The organism is Streptomyces sp. E2N166 (assembly GCF_003671715.1).
Classification (GTDB): Bacteria; Actinomycetota; Actinomycetes; order Streptomycetales; family Streptomycetaceae; genus Streptomyces; species Streptomyces thinghirensis.
On the sequence record NZ_RAIF01000032.1, the window covers coordinates 1,204,512 to 1,219,532 of the forward strand.

General features: G+C 70.2%; 12 protein-coding genes. 4 read left to right on the forward strand and 8 right to left on the reverse strand.

What is annotated here, in order from left to right; genetic code table 11:
- Window positions 1-545: 545 nt before the first annotated feature.
- On the forward strand, window positions 546-2,102 hold the full coding sequence (locus EBH09_RS32315; protein WP_238697507.1) for an FAD-dependent monooxygenase: 1,557 nt from the start codon (window positions 546-548) through the stop codon (window positions 2,100-2,102).
- A 639-nt stretch (window positions 2,103-2,741) separates the two neighbouring features.
- Here the strand turns inward: EBH09_RS32315 and EBH09_RS39475 are convergent.
- The 3 genes from EBH09_RS39475 to EBH09_RS32330 form a co-directional block, all read right to left on the reverse strand.
- Window positions 2,742-2,933: a hypothetical protein gene (locus EBH09_RS39475; protein ID WP_238697508.1), complete on the reverse strand. Its 192-nt coding sequence runs from the start codon at window positions 2,931-2,933 to the stop codon at window positions 2,742-2,744.
- Entirely contained in the window at window positions 2,926-4,224 is a 1,299-nt protein-coding gene (locus EBH09_RS32325; RefSeq protein ID WP_121750391.1) for a M15 family metallopeptidase, read from the reverse strand. Before EBH09_RS32325 ends, EBH09_RS39475 begins: the two co-directional genes overlap by 8 nt.
- A 71-nt stretch (window positions 4,225-4,295) precedes the next feature.
- The gene (locus EBH09_RS32330) at window positions 4,296-4,625 is read right to left on the reverse strand and encodes an NUDIX domain-containing protein (RefSeq protein ID WP_121750392.1); all 330 of its coding nucleotides are present in this window, start codon (window positions 4,623-4,625) and stop codon (window positions 4,296-4,298) included.
- A 49-nt stretch (window positions 4,626-4,674) separates the two neighbouring features.
- On the opposite strand from EBH09_RS32330, the gene EBH09_RS32335 reads away from it, so the two are divergent.
- Entirely contained in the window at window positions 4,675-5,916 is a 1,242-nt protein-coding gene (locus EBH09_RS32335) for a hypothetical protein (protein WP_202977437.1), read from the forward strand.
- The gene (locus tag EBH09_RS39480; RefSeq protein WP_238697510.1) at window positions 5,897-6,931 is read left to right on the forward strand and encodes an integrase; all 1,035 of its coding nucleotides are present in this window, start codon (window positions 5,897-5,899) and stop codon (window positions 6,929-6,931) included. Before EBH09_RS32335 ends, EBH09_RS39480 begins: the two co-directional genes overlap by 20 nt.
- A gap of 160 nt (window positions 6,932-7,091) precedes the next feature.
- On the opposite strand, the gene EBH09_RS32345 is transcribed toward EBH09_RS39480, so the two are convergent.
- From EBH09_RS32345 to xylB, 5 genes are all read right to left on the reverse strand, one after another.
- Window positions 7,092-8,615: an aldehyde dehydrogenase family protein gene (locus EBH09_RS32345; RefSeq protein ID WP_121750393.1), complete on the reverse strand. Its 1,524-nt coding sequence runs from the start codon at window positions 8,613-8,615 to the stop codon at window positions 7,092-7,094.
- Window positions 8,616-8,749: 134 nt separating this feature from the next.
- Window positions 8,750-10,009 carry a GAF domain-containing protein gene (locus EBH09_RS32350; RefSeq protein ID WP_121750394.1) on the reverse strand — a complete coding sequence of 420 codons (1,260 nt, stop codon included), beginning with the start codon at window positions 10,007-10,009 and terminating at the stop codon, window positions 8,750-8,752.
- A gap of 121 nt (window positions 10,010-10,130) precedes the next feature.
- The gene (locus tag EBH09_RS32355; protein WP_121750395.1) at window positions 10,131-10,736 is read right to left on the reverse strand and encodes an N-acetylmuramoyl-L-alanine amidase; all 606 of its coding nucleotides are present in this window, start codon (window positions 10,734-10,736) and stop codon (window positions 10,131-10,133) included.
- Between the two features lie 393 nt (window positions 10,737-11,129).
- A complete protein-coding gene (locus EBH09_RS32360; protein ID WP_121750396.1) occupies window positions 11,130-12,338 on the reverse strand; it encodes an ROK family transcriptional regulator in 1,209 nt (402 codons plus the stop codon).
- A 145-nt stretch (window positions 12,339-12,483) separates the two neighbouring features.
- Window positions 12,484-13,929: a xylulokinase gene (gene xylB, locus EBH09_RS32365; protein WP_121750397.1), complete on the reverse strand. Its 1,446-nt coding sequence runs from the start codon at window positions 13,927-13,929 to the stop codon at window positions 12,484-12,486.
- Between the two features lie 248 nt (window positions 13,930-14,177).
- Here xylB and xylA point away from each other — a divergent pair.
- On the forward strand, window positions 14,178-15,021 hold an 844-nt coding region (gene xylA, locus EBH09_RS32370; protein ID WP_121750398.1), incomplete at its 3' end, for a xylose isomerase.

Genomic DNA, 15,021 nt, shown 5'->3' on the forward strand with positions numbered 1-15,021 from the left:
TGCTCGGGCGTCGGGCGGATTCGGCGGCGGGGCCCGGTGCGTCCACGGCACCGTCCGGCCCCGCGTCCGTCGTCCCGCCGGGTGCGCGGCAGGACCCTCACAGGGACGCGCGCTCGGAAGGCGGTGGGGCCCTGGGCGATGCCGCGCACCGACGCATGCCCGGCCGACCGTCGGCGCCCACCCTGTGTGTTCGACCGTGGGCGCGGGTCCGGGACGTGCGGTTGCCGGACCGCCTGCGACGGAGGGACACACAGGGTGCAGCCGACCGGCGTGTCCGCCCCCGGTGAGCGGCACCAATAGAGCACACCCCGCTCCGCGTCGGCAACGGAACCAGGTCCGTTCGGCCGCCGCGGCCTCGTCCCGCCGACGGGACAGGGAACGAGGCGGGAGCCGGGCCCACGGACGAGCAGCGACCGACGGTGAGAACGTCCGGCAGCGGCGCGCCCCGTGTGGCCCGGCGTTGTCTTGACCGTCTGATCCGCCTCCGTGACGGTAGTGGTGCTCCGCGGACGTCGGAGGGAGCGCGAGCGGCAGGAGGAGACGGCGTGGGGCACAAGGGCAGGGACACCGACGTGGTGATCGCGGGCGCCGGGCCGACGGGTCTGATGCTCGCCTGCGAACTGCGGCTGGCAGGCGTCGACGTGACGGTGGTGGACCGGCTCGCGCGGCGCACGGGGGAGTCCAGGGCCGGCGGGATGCACTGCCGCACGCTGGAAGTGCTGGACCAGCGAGGGGTCCTGGACCGCTTCCTGGCAGTCGGTGAACTGACACCGGTCGGTCATTTCTCGGGACTCATGCTGGACTTCGAGGGGCTGGAATCCCGGCATCCGCATCCGCTGACGGCCCTTCAGTCAGCGGTTGAGCGACTGCTGGAAGAGTGGGCCACCGACCTCGGCGTGCGAATGCGCTGGTCGGCCGAGGTGGTCGAAGCGCACCAGGACGGGGACGGCGTGACCGTCGGTCTGCGCACGTCGGAGGCGGCCTCCGCACCGCTGCGTGCCCGCTATCTGGTGGGCTGCGACGGCGGCCGCAGCGCGGTGCGCAAACTGGCGGGCATCGCCTTCCCCGGCACTCCGGCGACGATGACCGCGATGATCGGCGACGTGGAACTCCCCGACCTGCCCGAGGAGTACGTCTGGGCGAGGCGCTGCGCGACCGGCGAGTACTCGGCGATCCCCTTCGAGCCGGGCTGGTACCGAGTGATCACGTCCGACTACGACCGGGTCGCGGACCGCGACGAACCCGCCACGTTCGAGCAGCTCCGACAGTCGTTGATCAAGCTGGCAGGCACCGACTACGGGATGCGCAATCCGCGGTGGATCTCCCGGTTCGGGGACGCCGCGCGGCAGGCCGCCCGTTACCGGGCGGGCCGGGTCCTGCTCGCGGGCGACGCGGCGCACATCCACTTCCCGGCCGGCGGGCAGGGCCTGAACACCGGAGTGCAGGACGCGGTCAACCTGGGCTGGAAGCTCGCCTCGGTGGTGCACGGCAGCGCACCGCAGAGCCTGCTCGACACCTACCACGCCGAACGCCATCCCGTGGGGGAGCGGGTCCTGCAGAACACCCGGGCGCAGGCAGCCCTGACCCGCCCGGGTGCCCAGACCGACGCACTGCGCGAGGTGTTCGCCTCACTGCTGGTCTACGACGACGTCAACCGGCGGCTGCGTGACATGCTCACCGCCATGGACATCCGGTATCCGGTCGAGGACCGTCACCCGCTGGCGGGCCGTCGGGTGCCGGACGCCCGCCTGAAGACGCCCGAGGGTGCCACGCGCGTCTACGAGCTGCTGCACGCCGCCCGCCCAGTTCTGCTCGACTTGCGAGGCAACACCGACCTGGGCGCGGCCGCTCGGGACTGGGCCGACCGCGTCGACGTCGTCGAGGCGCGGTGCGAGGACGCGTACTGGGCCGTCCCGTCCCACGACGGCATCCCGGCTCCCGGTGCCCTGCTCATCCGTCCCGACGGACATGTGGCCTGGGCGGCCGGGGCGGACAGTGTCCCCGACACCGCCGCGCTCCGGACCGCTCTCACCACATGGTTCGGTCCACCCCGACCCGGTCCCCAGAGGGCGACGGCGATCCCAAGCCCGGTGGACAGCTGACGGAACACACGAGTCGTCGTACCCTCCGCACACCACCCGGTACAACACTTGCTGACGCTCGGAGGGGGTGTTGGGGTACGAAGTGGCGGCTGGCCTGGGACCGCCCTCGGTGCGCCGGAGCGGCAGTCGTTGTGGAAAGGGGCGGTGATTATGGGCACGTTCGGGGCCTCGGGGGTCCGCAGTTCGACGTGGGTGGGCGGTGCACCGTGGCCGACGGGGTGGTGACGCTGGCGGGCAGAGGGAAAGACGGCCTCGCGCATGAACACACTGGTGGGACTGGTGCGCTGCCCTACTGCGGCACGGAAGCCGCGCATACCGAGGATCTGCTGTGCGGCCGTGAAATGGCGCTTCGCCGCGTGCTTCTCCGCCGGTGGCACGTCTGGTCGGGCCTGTGAGTACTTGAGTTCCGGCATGGCCAGCCAATCTGGCCGCTGTGGCTTCAGGACCTCCTCGTAGCCCTGGCGCCACCGTGTCGGCAGGACGCCGGGTCGGGGCTCCGGGCCTCCGTCACGCTCCAGATTCCACAGCATGAGCCGGATGCGGTCCTGCGTGCTCACTGTCTACCTCGATAAGGGTGCTGGGAGCGGTCAGTTACAGCTCGTTCGACGGGCAGGGCGTCTGTTCGGCGGGCATGCTGGGTCAGGTGTGGGTGACGAGGTGGGCGGCGACGGTCCGCTTGTTCGGGGTTGCTGTCCTGACCTCGATCGTCTTGCGGCCTGCCTCCACTTGGCGGTAGTACCGCCCGAGCAGGTGCATGTGGTGCTCCTGCGGTCCGTCTCCGCCCGTCGGGCTCGGGATGGCCGGGATCGTCTGTTGGGTGTCGTCAGGCACACGTGTCTCCGTTCGATGCTTTCCGTCTGTTGCCGGTCTGGCCGTCGTAACCGGGCCAGGTGTGGTGGCCGCGCTCCTGTGTCGGGGTGCCGGCGGGCTGGGCCAGTTCGATCGGTCCGTAGCGCGCGTGCGGCTCCTGCCGCATCAGCGCGTCGTACCGGTCCGCTGCCGAGAAGTGCCAGAACTCGGTTCCGTAGTTCGTGAAGCCGGCGCTCTCCATCGCGTTGAGCAGCAGCGTGCGGTGGTGGCGCGTACGGTCGCTGATGTTCGTGGCGTGCGTCAAGCAGGCCCCGTCGCTTTCCTCCGGGGAGGCGTTGACGCGGGTGCCGAGGTCCAGTTCATGGCCGTCCTGGTCGACGAGGGTCACGTCCGCGGCCGCGCCCGCGGAGTGGGGTGCGATCTCCGGTGGTGACACGTACCGGCTGGCGTTCTGGTGCAGCTCCTCGGCGGTCCAGTCAGGGTGGGTGGCGGCCAGCTCGTCGCGGTACTCGGTGAAGTAGCGCTGCTGGAGTGCGAGCGGCCGGTAGCCCTCGACGAACAGGAGGTCGGTGCCGGCGGGCAGGAGCGAGCGGGCCTGCTTGAGGCGGGCCAGGACACCCTCGCGGACGTGGGCGAACGCACCCAGAGGATCCTGCTTGCGGGGGTCGACGCGGAATCCGTGGTCTCGCACGTCGACGAGGGGTTCCCCGCCCTCGTGCACCGGGATCGCGGCGACCCGCGGATCGGACATCAACACCGGAGGGTTCATCGCATCCCCCTGGGACGACGTGTACTGCGGCGGCCGGACGGGGGAGGCAGAGGCCAGGTCGGTCTCGCGCAGGATGCCCGCGATGGTGTCCTGCAACGTGCTGTCGGCCGGGATCACGGTCTCCAGGCCGCCGGGCAGCAGATCCAGCTCGCGGTACCAGGAAGTGAGATGGTTGTCGGTGACATGCTCCAGGTACGCGGCATCCGCCTTCGAGGCGTGCCGGACCAACGTCGCCTCCAGCGGCACGTCCAGGTAGTAGCAGTGGGAGGAGCCACGATGGTCCCGTACCAGAGACGTGACCATGTGGCTGTAGCGGTCGGCGTACAGAATCCCTTCGAGCACCACGTGGAAGCCGGCGTCCAGGGCTTCGCGAGCGATCCTGCCCAGCAGGGCGATGTTGGCGCCGCGTGCGGTGTCGTGTTCCCTGAGCACGTTCCGGCGGATCACGTCCTGGCCGACGATCGCGATACCGCGGCCGTAGTGATCTCGCAGGCCCTGAGCCACGCTTGACTTGCCTGACGCCGAGTTGCCGCGGATCACCACGAGGCGGGTGTCCTGACGGCCGGCCGCAGTTGTGGCGGACGCACGGCGGTGCGCGCCGCTCGGGGTGCGGGTCACGCGGGCCAGCCCGTCTCGCTGTACAGCTCGCCGTTCTGGATCTTCGCGATTGACAGTCGGGTATAGGGGACGAGGTCGTCGGGAAGGGCGGCGGGATCCCAGAACTTCCACTGGGTGCACTTGTCCGGCTCGCGCAGCACCGGCTCGCCACCCCAGGTACGGGCGCGGAAGAACAGGCCCATGCGGGGCGGGTTCCTGGGCTGACCGATGTGGTGGACGACGTGGACGAGTTCGACGTCCTGGCGCTCGATGTGCAGCCCGGCTTCCTCCTTTGCCTCCCTGATCAGGCAGTCGATGGCGTTCTCCTGCTCGCAGTGGCCGGCCATTCTCTAGGCTCCTCTGAGTTGTCGGTTCAGGCTGTCTCAGGGGGGACGTATGAACGTACTGGAGCACTGGAGTGTGGACTTCTATGACTTCACCGTCCCGCCCCCACCTACCGATGATCCCGACATTCTGAGGTTCGGTGATCTGCTCGCCAGAGCGGCCCGCAACGGTGCACGCCACGGAACCCCTGTGATCATCTCTCCGTCAGGTCGGCCGGACCCTCGCATCAACCTGTTCTTCCGTACGGGGCGTATGGCGACACACGAAGCAAGCACCTGGCGTCGGTATGCGTACGCGCTGATCGTGTGGCTGGACTTCCTGGATGCCATCGGCAGTTCGTGGGACTCCGCGAGCGTACGCGATGTCGAAGCGTTCAAGGACTGGCGAATCACGGACCTGCGCAATGATGAACGAATCCGGCCGACTTCGTTCGATACGGATCGTGCCGCCTTGAACTCCTCTTACACCTGGGCGAGTTCGCGCTACGGAATCTTCAACCCGGTGCCGACCGTCCAGGCGGACGACTCGGACGAAGCCGGCTGGAGGCCCAGACCGGGTTACACGCAGCAGCGCCGGGATCCGCTGCGACCAGCGGGCTCGAGGCGCCGCCAAGTGAAGTGGTTGCTGCGGGCTGCGCTGGAGCAGTGGCGGAATATCGGTCTGCGCGGATTCGACTTCGATGGTCTGCGTCGGGACGGATGGCGGGGGTTCAACAAGGACCGCGACTGCGCCTTCCTCGACGGTCTCTACGGCACGGGCCTGCGAGTTCGGGAGTGGGCCAGTGTCCTGGATGTCGAACTCCCCGCTTCAGGCGCAGAGCGGATGGGCGAGGCGTGGCTGGCCGCGAAGTGCATCAAGGGTGGTGAAGAAGGCCGAAAGTACTGGATCCCGCGACGCGTGCTGCAGTCGGTGGAAGGCTACGCGGATCCCCTGGAAGGTTCACGGGCGGAGGCGATCCGCCGCGCACAGCGGCGGGGCCGATACGACCGGCTGCGCGGCGTGCGGATTGTCACCGGACACAACCTTTCTCACGAAGGGGCTTGCGGAGAGCCGACGTTCCAAACTCGTGACTGCCGCGCGCGACGGCGAGCCGTTCGACACAAGGACGGGCCTGCCGGCCTCCGAGCTCCGGGCCCTGAAACAGCGCACCACCTGGTATGTCCTGGCGCAGGAGTACATCGAGCAGCGTTGGGACCGTACGCCGGGAACTACACGTCGAACGCTTGCCGACGCTCTCGCGACCATCACTCCAGCCTTCGTCGAGCCAGAGCACATGTCCCGGGCACCTCGTGAACTGCGGAGGGCACTGTATTCATGGGCTTTCAACAAAAAAGCCTGGAGGGAGGATCCGCCCGAGGAGTGGCAGGCAGCACTGGATTGGCTGCAGCGCCATTCGCTGCCCGTGAGCGAGTTGGCGGAGCCCGATGTTCTGCGCCGGGGGCTCGACGCTTTGTGCCGCAAGGTCGATGGGGCAGCAGCTGCAGCGAAGACCGTGAAGCGCAAGAAAGCTGCCGTCAACGAGGTGTTCGGGGTTGCGGTGGAACGTGGGTACTTCACCCAGAACCCGCTGAGCGGCTTGCGGTGGTCTGCGCCGGAAGTTGCCGACGAAGTCGATCCGGACTGCGTGCCCAATCCGGCGCAGGTGGGCCGCCTGCTTGCTGCGGTCAGGGCGCTGCCCGGTCGAGGCCCACACCTGTACGCCTTTTTCGGGTGTATGTACTACGCCGCGATGCGTCCTGCTGAGGTTATTCACTTGCAGAAGTCTCAGTGCCGACTGCCAGTGAGCGGATGGGGGCTCCTCAACCTGAAGGGAGGGGTGGTCATGGCGGGGAAGGAGTGGACGAATGACGGTGCCGTTCACGAGGTCCACTCACTGAAGCGACGGGCGGCCAAGGCGACGAGGCCCGTGCCCATCCCGCCTGTGCTGGTGAGCATGCTGCGCGAGCACATAGAGAGTTTCGGTGTCGCGCCCGATGGACGTCTGTTTCGCAATGCAGCGGGAAACTACGTCGATCCTTCCGCGTACGGCATCACATGGGGACGCGCGCGTGAGGCCGCACTGACTCTCGATGAACACGCTCTTGAGCTTGCGAAACGCCCCTACGACCTGCGCCACGCAGGGATCTCATTCTGGCTTGCCTCCGGTGTCGACCCGGCAGAGTGCGCGCGCCGCGCCGGACAAAGCATCCAGGTTCTCTTCCGCTACTACGCCAAGTTTCTGGCCGAGGCGCGGAACCATGCCAACAGCCTGATCGAGGAGTCGATGCGAAGGTGGGAGGGGCAGGACGGCAGCGCAGAGGACGCATGAACCGGGCCTTGGCCCGGAAATGCCCCGGAGCAGCTGGTCAGAGGTGGGATAGCAGTGGGACATATCGGGAGTTACTCTGCACTTCACCCCGTGGCTTAGATGCGCGCCGGGAAGGGCGCCTGTCAGGTGAAATACCTGGTCAGGCGCCCTTTTTTGGCGTCTAGAAGAAGCCCAGTTTCTTCGGCGAGTAGGACACCAGAAGGTTCTTCGTCTGCTGGTAGTGCTCCAGCATCATCTTGTGGTTCTCCCGGCCGATCCCCGACTGCTTGTAGCCGCCGAAGGCGGCGTGCGCCGGGTACGCGTGGTAGCAGTTCGTCCAGACTCGCCCTGCCTGGATCGCGCGGCCGGCGCGGTAGGCAGTGTTCAAGTCGCGGGTCCACACCCCGGCGCCGAGGCCGTACAGGGTGTCGTTGGCGGTCTTGATCGCGTCGTCCAAGTCGTTGAAGGGCGTGACCGACACGACCGGACCGAAGATCTCCTCCTGGAAGATCCGCATACGGTTGTGGCCCTCGAAGATGGTCGGCTGGACGTAGTAGCCGCCCTTCAACTCGCCTTCGTGCTCGATGCGTTCGCCACCGGTGAGCACCTTGGCGCCCTCCTGCCGGCCGATGTCCAGGTAGGAGAGGATCTTTTCCAGCTGGTCGTTGGACGACTGTGCGCCGATCATCGTGTCGGTGTCCAGGGGGTGGCCCGGCCTGATCAGCTCGGTGCGGGCGACGGCGGCCTCCATGAATTCGGCGTAGGTGCCGCGCTGGACCAGCGCCCGGGACGGGCAGGTGCACACCTCACCCTGATTGAGCGCGAACATCGTGAAGCCTTCGAGCGCCTTGTCGCGGAAGTCGTCGTCCTGGGACCAGACGTCGTCGAAGAAGATGTTCGGTGACTTGCCGCCCAGCTCCAGTGTGACCGGCTTGATGTTCTCCGAGGCGTACTGCATGATCAGCCGCCCCGTGGTGGTCTCCCCGGTGAACGCCACCTTCGCCACCCGCGGGCTGGACGCGAGCGGCCTGCCCGCCTCCGCGCCGAAGCCGTTGACGACGTTCAGGACACCAGGCGGCAACAGGTCCGCGACCAGGCTCAGCCAGTAGTGGATGGAAGCCGGGGTCTGCTCGGCGGGTTTCAGGACCACGGCGTTGCCGGCGGCCAGTGCCGGGGCGAGCTTCCAGGTCGCCATGAGGATCGGGAAGTTCCACGGGATGATCTGCGCGACGACACCCAGCGGCTCGTGGAAGTGGTACGCCACGGTGTCGTCGTCGACCTCGCCCAGCGAACCCTCCTGGGCGCGGATCGCGCCCGCGAAGTAGCGGAAGTGGTCGATGGCGAGCGGGATGTCGGCGGCCAGCGTCTCGCGCACCGGCTTTCCGTTCTCCCAGCTCTCGGCGACCGCCAGCCGCTCCAGGTTCGACTCCATGCGATCGGCGATCTTCAACAGGAGGTCGGAACGCTCGGTCACCGAGGTGCGGCCCCAGCCCGGGGCGGCCTCGTGCGCGGCGTCGAGCGCCCGCTCCACATCCTCCGCCGTACCGCGCGCGACCTCCGTGAATGGCTGACCGTTCACCGGTGACGGGTTCTCGAAGTACTGCCCGCGCACGGGTGGCACGTACTCGCCGCCGATGAAGTGGTCGTAGCGCGACTGATAGGAGACGATCGCGCCCTCGGTGCCGGGCGCCGCGTAACGGGTCATCCTGTCTGCCTCCTCATCGAGCGCTGCCCGCCGTTGGACAGCTCCGTGCGCGAGGTTAGGGAGTCGGACGTTGCAGGGACGTTGCGCGTGCGCGCGGCCGAAGGGCCCTGTGCCCGCCGCTCAGGGGTGGGTGGTCACCACGCGTTCGGCGCCGCCAGTTCGGACTCCAGCGCGGCGAGCCGGGACCGGGCCGCCGCCGTCGGCCGGACCGCGACCAGTGCGCGCCACACGTCCGCATCGTCCTCGCCCCACGGCGCGTGCGCCCAGTCGGCCAGCAGGTCGGGATCGCGGCCGGAGATCAGTGCCGCGCGCACACCGTCGGCGATCCGGCGCCTGAGCCGTACCACCGCCGGAGCCTGGGAGCCGGGCAGCAGCGGACCGGCGTACGCCGCGGCGGCGGCCGTGACCGCGCCGGCCCGCAGACGACGCTCGACGACGCTGGCGTCGGACTCGACAGGCATGGCGAGCCGGTACGGCCGGGACGCGAGCCGGCCGGGTCCCAGGAGTCCGCGCAGCCGGGCCAGTTCGGCGCGCAGGGTCACCGGCGGGACCGTCTCGTCCTCGTACAGCGCGCACAGCAGCTCGTCGCCGGTCAGGCCTTCGGGGTGATGGGCCAGCAGTACGACGATCTCGCTGTGCCGTCGGCTCAGCCGGACTCGGCGGCCGTCCGCGCTCAGCAGCGCCTCGTCGCGGCCCAACGCGGTCAGCTCGGCCGAGTCGGCCGGCGGCCGCTCCGGGGCGAGCAGCGCCAGCTGCGACTCGGCGGCACGCGCGACCGCCTGGACGAAGCCCAGACTGTGCGGATGCGCCAGTCCGTCCCCGCCGGTGATGTCCACGGCGCCGAGTACGCGCCCGGTGCGGGGGTCGTGCACCGGAGCCGCCGCACAGGTCCACGGCTGGACCCGCCGTATGAAGTGCTCGGCGGCGAAGACCTGCACCGGCCGCCCGACGGCCACCGCCGTGCCCGGCGCGTTCGTCCCCACCGCGGACTCCGCCCACCTGGCACCGGGCACGAAGTTCATCCGTCCCGCCCGGCGACGGGTGGCCGGATGTCCCTCGACCCACAGCAGCCTGCCGTGCGCGTCGCACACGGCGAGCAGATGCTCGCCGTCGGTGGCGAAGGTGCCCAGGAGTTCCCGGACCAGCGGCATCACCCGCGCCAGCGGATGCTCGGCCCGGTAGGCGCCGAGGTCGCCGTCCATGAGTTCCACCCTCGCCGTGCCGTCGGGGCCGACGCCTGCCCGGACCGACCGCCGCCACGACTCCGCCACCACGTCACGCACGGGCCGCGGCACCGTTCCGGCCTCGGTGAACGTCTCGTGCGCGCGCCGCAGCGTCCGGGCACGCTCGACGGGGTCGGCCCCCGGTTCCAGAGCCAGCCATGCATCAGTCAACTCGGCCTCCCCGGACGGTGCTGCTGACGGCGATGCGCTCGGGGACATCGTCACTCCGCCCATACGCGTGGACAACCACTTCGACCAGCCGGATCGCCGGGGCCCGGCGGTCCGTCGAGATTCAGGCGAAGTTGACCAGTCTGATGTAGCGGGTCCAGTCCCACAGGGGCCCCGGGTCCGTGTGGTCGCTGCCCGGTACCTCGTGGTGCGCGATGATGTGTTCGCGGTCCTTGGGGATGCCGTACGTCGTGCAGATCGCCGCGGTGAGCCGGGCGGACTGTTCGTACATGGCGTTGGTGAAGTACTCGGGCCGGTCCACCCAGCCCTCGTGTTCGATGCCGATGCTGCGGGTGTTGTAGTCCCAGTTCCCCGCGTGCCAGGCGATGTCCGCCTCGCGGACGCACTGCGCCACATGCCCGTCGGAGGACCGGACGACATAGTGCGCGGACACCTGCCTCTCGGGGTCGCGGAAGATGGAGAGGGTGTCGGCGTACGTCTCCTGCGTGACGTGGATGACCACGTGGTCGACGGGATAGGCCGTGGGGCGGCTCGACCGGGTGTAGTTGGACGTGCTCGCCGGCTGCCATTCGGCGGAGGGGTGGTCGACGGCCCGGGGCTGTGCGGCGGCCCGTGTGCCGGACAGCAGCGCATACGGGACGGTGGCGAGCGCGGCGCCCATCAGGAGCCGCCGCCTGGTCGGAACCGGTGCTGTCCTTTCCCTTTCCATGGGACTGCCCTTTCGTCGGTGGGGCCCTCGGGCCCGTGTGTGTGGGGGGCTCAGCCGTGCGACGTGGCTGAGAAGGGAACGCTGATGAACGCTGACGCGGACCTGCGACGCCGTCCGTGCGAGGTGCGTCCGCGTGAATCACCGTACGGTCAGAGGCGGTTGCGCAGAAGGGCGCCGCGCCGTTCCGTGGACAGCCCCCGCCTTGTGGACAACGCGCTCACTCGAACGAGTGGCGCGGGAGTGGAGCAAGGGCCTCGGAAGGTCCCCGGCCCGGGTCGGTGCTGCCTTGCCTTCCGCTGTCCCTGCCGCTGCGGAAGCGCCTGCCGTTGTCCCTGCCGCTGCGACTGCCGGATACCACCGCTGTCCAACGCCGCGGCCGTCACCGAGTCGGGTTCAGGCTCGCTCCGCCACCACCGTCGGGTCGTCCAGGACGGCCCGCATCACCGAGTGCGCGGCGCCGAGAAGAGGACCCTGCGGTCCCAGGTCCGACACGGAGACCGGGCAGACCGGACCTGCCGTGCGCCGGGCCAGCTCGTCCCGCAGCGACGGCAGCAGCCAGGGCGCGAGTCCGGCCAGCGCGCCGCCCAGCACCACGCCCTCGGGGTCGAGCAGGTTGACCGCCCCGGTCAGCGCGATGCCGAGCGCCGTACCCGCCTCGTGCAGGGCACGCCGTACCGCCTCGTCGCCCGCCGCGGCACGCCCCGCGAGCAGTCCGACGCGATCCTCGCCCGGCTCCACGCCGGCCGCGCGCAGTACCGCCTTCTCGCCGGCGTACTGCTCCAGGCAGCCCCGCCCGCCGCAGGCGCACTCCGGGCCGTCGGGACGGACCGGCACATGACCCAGTTCGCCGGCGAATCCGCGGGTACCGCGCAGCAGCCGCCCGTCGACGACCACGGCCGCGCCGATGCCGATCTCGGCCGAGACGTGCAGAAAGTCCCGTGGGGTGCCGTCACCCAGCCAGAGCTCGGCGAGCGCGCCGAAGTTCGCCTCGTTGGCCACGGTCAGCGGCAGGACCCCGGGCAGCAGCGCGCCGAGGTCCGCGTCGTGCCAGTCCAGGTTCGGAGCGCGTACGACGGTCCTGGCGTCTCGCGCCACGAGACCCGGCACGGCCACCGCGAGCCCGGCCGGCCACAGCCCCTCGGCCTCCACCTCCGCGACGACCTGCCGCACCAGAACCGTGAGCTGCTCGAGTACCGGCTCCGGCGATCGGCCCCGGTTGCTCCCGTACCGCACGACACGCGACCGCACCCGGCCGCGCAGGTCGACCGCGCAGACAGCGAGGTGGTCGACACCGACCTCCGCTCCGATGCCGGCCGGGCCGTGCGCGCTGACGGCCAGCGCCGACCCGGGCCGCCCCACCCGGCCGGGGCGCTCGGGGCCCAGCTCCTCCAGCAGGCCGGAGCGGACGAGTTCGTCCACGAGGGTCGACACCGCCGCACGCGTCAGCCCGATCCGTGAGGCGACGGCGGCCCGGGACAGCGGACCCTCGGCGCTGACGGTGTGCATCACCCGGGCGAGGTTGCGGCGGCGCATCCCCTGCTGAGTGTCCGGCAGCGCGCGCCCGGGGCGGGCCGGGTGCGTTTCGTGCGGCGGTGCGCTCATGCCTCCGTCAGTCCTCGGTCGGTCTTCGGTCGATCAGTCCTTGCCAGCTCTTCGGCCGATCCGGTCTTCGCTCACGTGCCCGGCGGAGGTCGCTTGTCTCCGGGACGCCCTCCGGCAAGGCGGTCGAGGCCGCGGGAACGCGTCCTCAGTGTGAGTCCGCGTTCCGTTCCAGCAGCGGTGCCGCGTCGGAGAGTACCCCGGTGATCCGGGTCAGCGTCGCCTCGTCCCGTTCCACGGCGTCGAGCACCGGTCCGGCGGCAGTGTTCCAGCGCCGGGCGACCGCTGCCGGGTCCTCGCCGGTCAGCAGGCCGGCGGCCTGCGCCGCGGCGCCGAGTGCGACCAGTTCCTTGGCGTCGGGGATCTGGACAGGGCGCCCCGACAACCGTCGTACCGTCTGCTGCCAGGCGGTCCCGCGCGCGCCGCCGCCGATCAGCAGCAGCGGTGCGGACGGGTCCGCGTCGGTCTCGAGAACCAGGTCGAGCGCGCCGAGCAGCGAGTGTACGGCGCCGTCGTACGCGGCCTGGAGCAGCTGACCGGCGGTCGTGTCGTGGCGCAGCCCGTGCAGCAGGCCCGAGGAGTGCGGCAGGTTCGGGGTGCGCTCGCCGTCCAGGTAGGGCAGGAGCGTGACGTCGGTGCCGGGTTCGACGGCTTCCCGGTCCAGGCCCAGCAGGGCCGCGACCCGGTCGACGGCGAGCGTGCAGTTGAGGGTGCAGGCCAGCGGAAGCCAGTCGCCGCGTGCGTCGGCGAAGCCCGCCACCGTGCCGGTCGGGTCGGCGGGCCGTCGGCGCGACACGGCGTACGCGGTGCCGGACGTGCCGAGGCTCATCACCGGCACGCCGGGACGCAGCCCGAGGCCCAGCGCGGCGGCCGCGTTGTCGCCGGTGCCGGCGGCGACCAGGGTGCCCTTGGAGAACGGCAGGCCGTGGCCGTCGCGCACGGTGCCGGCCACCTCGCCGGGCCGGACCACCCGGGGCAGCAGCGCCGGATCGAGCCCCACGCGCGCGAGGATCTCTTCGTCGTACGCCTCCGTGCCGGACGCCCACCAGCCGGTGCCGGACGCGTCGCCGCGGTCGGTGGTGCCCTCGCCGGTGAGCCGCTCGGTGAGGTAGTCGTGCGGAAGGCGTACGGCCTTCGCCGCGCGGGCCGCCTCCGGCTCATGCTCTGCCAGCCAGGCCCACTTGGTGACCGTGAACGAGGCGCTGGGCACGCTGCCCGTGCGCTCCGCCCAGGCCTTGGGGCCGCCCAGCTCCTCGATCAGACGGCGGGCCTGCGGGGCCGAGCGCACGTCGTTCCACAACAGGGCCGGGCGCACCGGCGCGCCCTGGGCGTCCAGTGTGACGAGTCCGTGCTGCTGCCCGCCGATGGACACCGCGGCGGCCTCCCGCGCGGCGTCACCGCACTGGTGCAGGGCGTCCTGGAGCGCGTCCCACCACTGGCGCGGATCGCTCTCGCGGCCGGCTCCGAAGGACACGGTGTGGGGCGCCTGACCGCTCGCGACGACCTGGCCGGTGGCCGCGTCGACGACCAGCGCCTTGGTGGACTGGGTGGACGTGTCCACGCCGACGACGAGCGGACCCTCGGCTGCTGACATCGGGCTACTCCCTCTTCCGCGGCTCTGCGGGATCTGACTGGACTGCTTGGACTGTTCGGCCTGCTGGGCTGCCTGGACGGACCTGCACTGAGCAGGGACTTCGTGGTTCCTCCGGCCTTCGTGACCCGGACGTCACTCCTTCGGGGACACCTTGTCCCTTCCCAGGACCGTGTGTGCATACTAATTTGTAAAGCGCCATGACGAAATAGTCGGCAGCGATTGATCGGCAGCGAGTGAGGAGCCGCGGAATGAACTACCAGCCCACTCCCGAGGACAGGTTCACGTTCGGTTTGTGGACGGTCGGCTGGCAGGGCCGGGACCCCTTCGGTGACGCCACCCGGCGCGCGTTGGACCCGACGGAGTCGGTGCGCCGTCTGGCCGAGCTGGGCGCGTACGGGGTCACGTTCCACGACGACGACCTGATCCCGTTCGGGTCGAGCGACACTGAGCGCGAGGCACACGTCAAGCGGTTCCGGCAGGCATTGGACGCGACCGGCATGAAGGTGCCGATGGCGACGACCAACCTGTTCACGCATCCGGTGTTCAAGGACGGCGCGTTCACGGCGAACGACCGGGATGTGCGCCGGTACGCGCTGCGCAAGACGATCCGCAACATCGATCTCGCGGTGGAGCTGGGCGCGAGCGTGTACGTCGCCTGGGGCGGCCGGGAGGGCGCGGAGTCCGGTGCGGCCAAGGACGTACGGGACGCCCTGGACCGGATGAAGGAGGCCTTCGACCTGCTGGGCGAGTACGTCACCGAGCAGGGCTACGACCTGAAGTTCGCGATCGAGCCCAAGCCGAACGAGCCCCGCGGTGACATCCTCCTGCCGACGGTGGGGCATGCGCTGGCGTTCATCGAGCGGCTGGAGCGGCCGGAGCTGTACGGCGTGAACCCGGAGGTCGGCCACGAGCAGATGGCGGGGCTGAACTTCCCGCACGGCATCGCGCAGGCGCTGTGGGCGGGCAAGCTCTTCCACATCGACCTCAACGGCCAGTCGGGTATCAAGTACGACCAGGACCTGCGCTTCGGGGCGGGTGACCTGCGGGCCGCGTTCTGGCTCGTCGACCTGCTCGAGAGGGCCGGGTACGCCG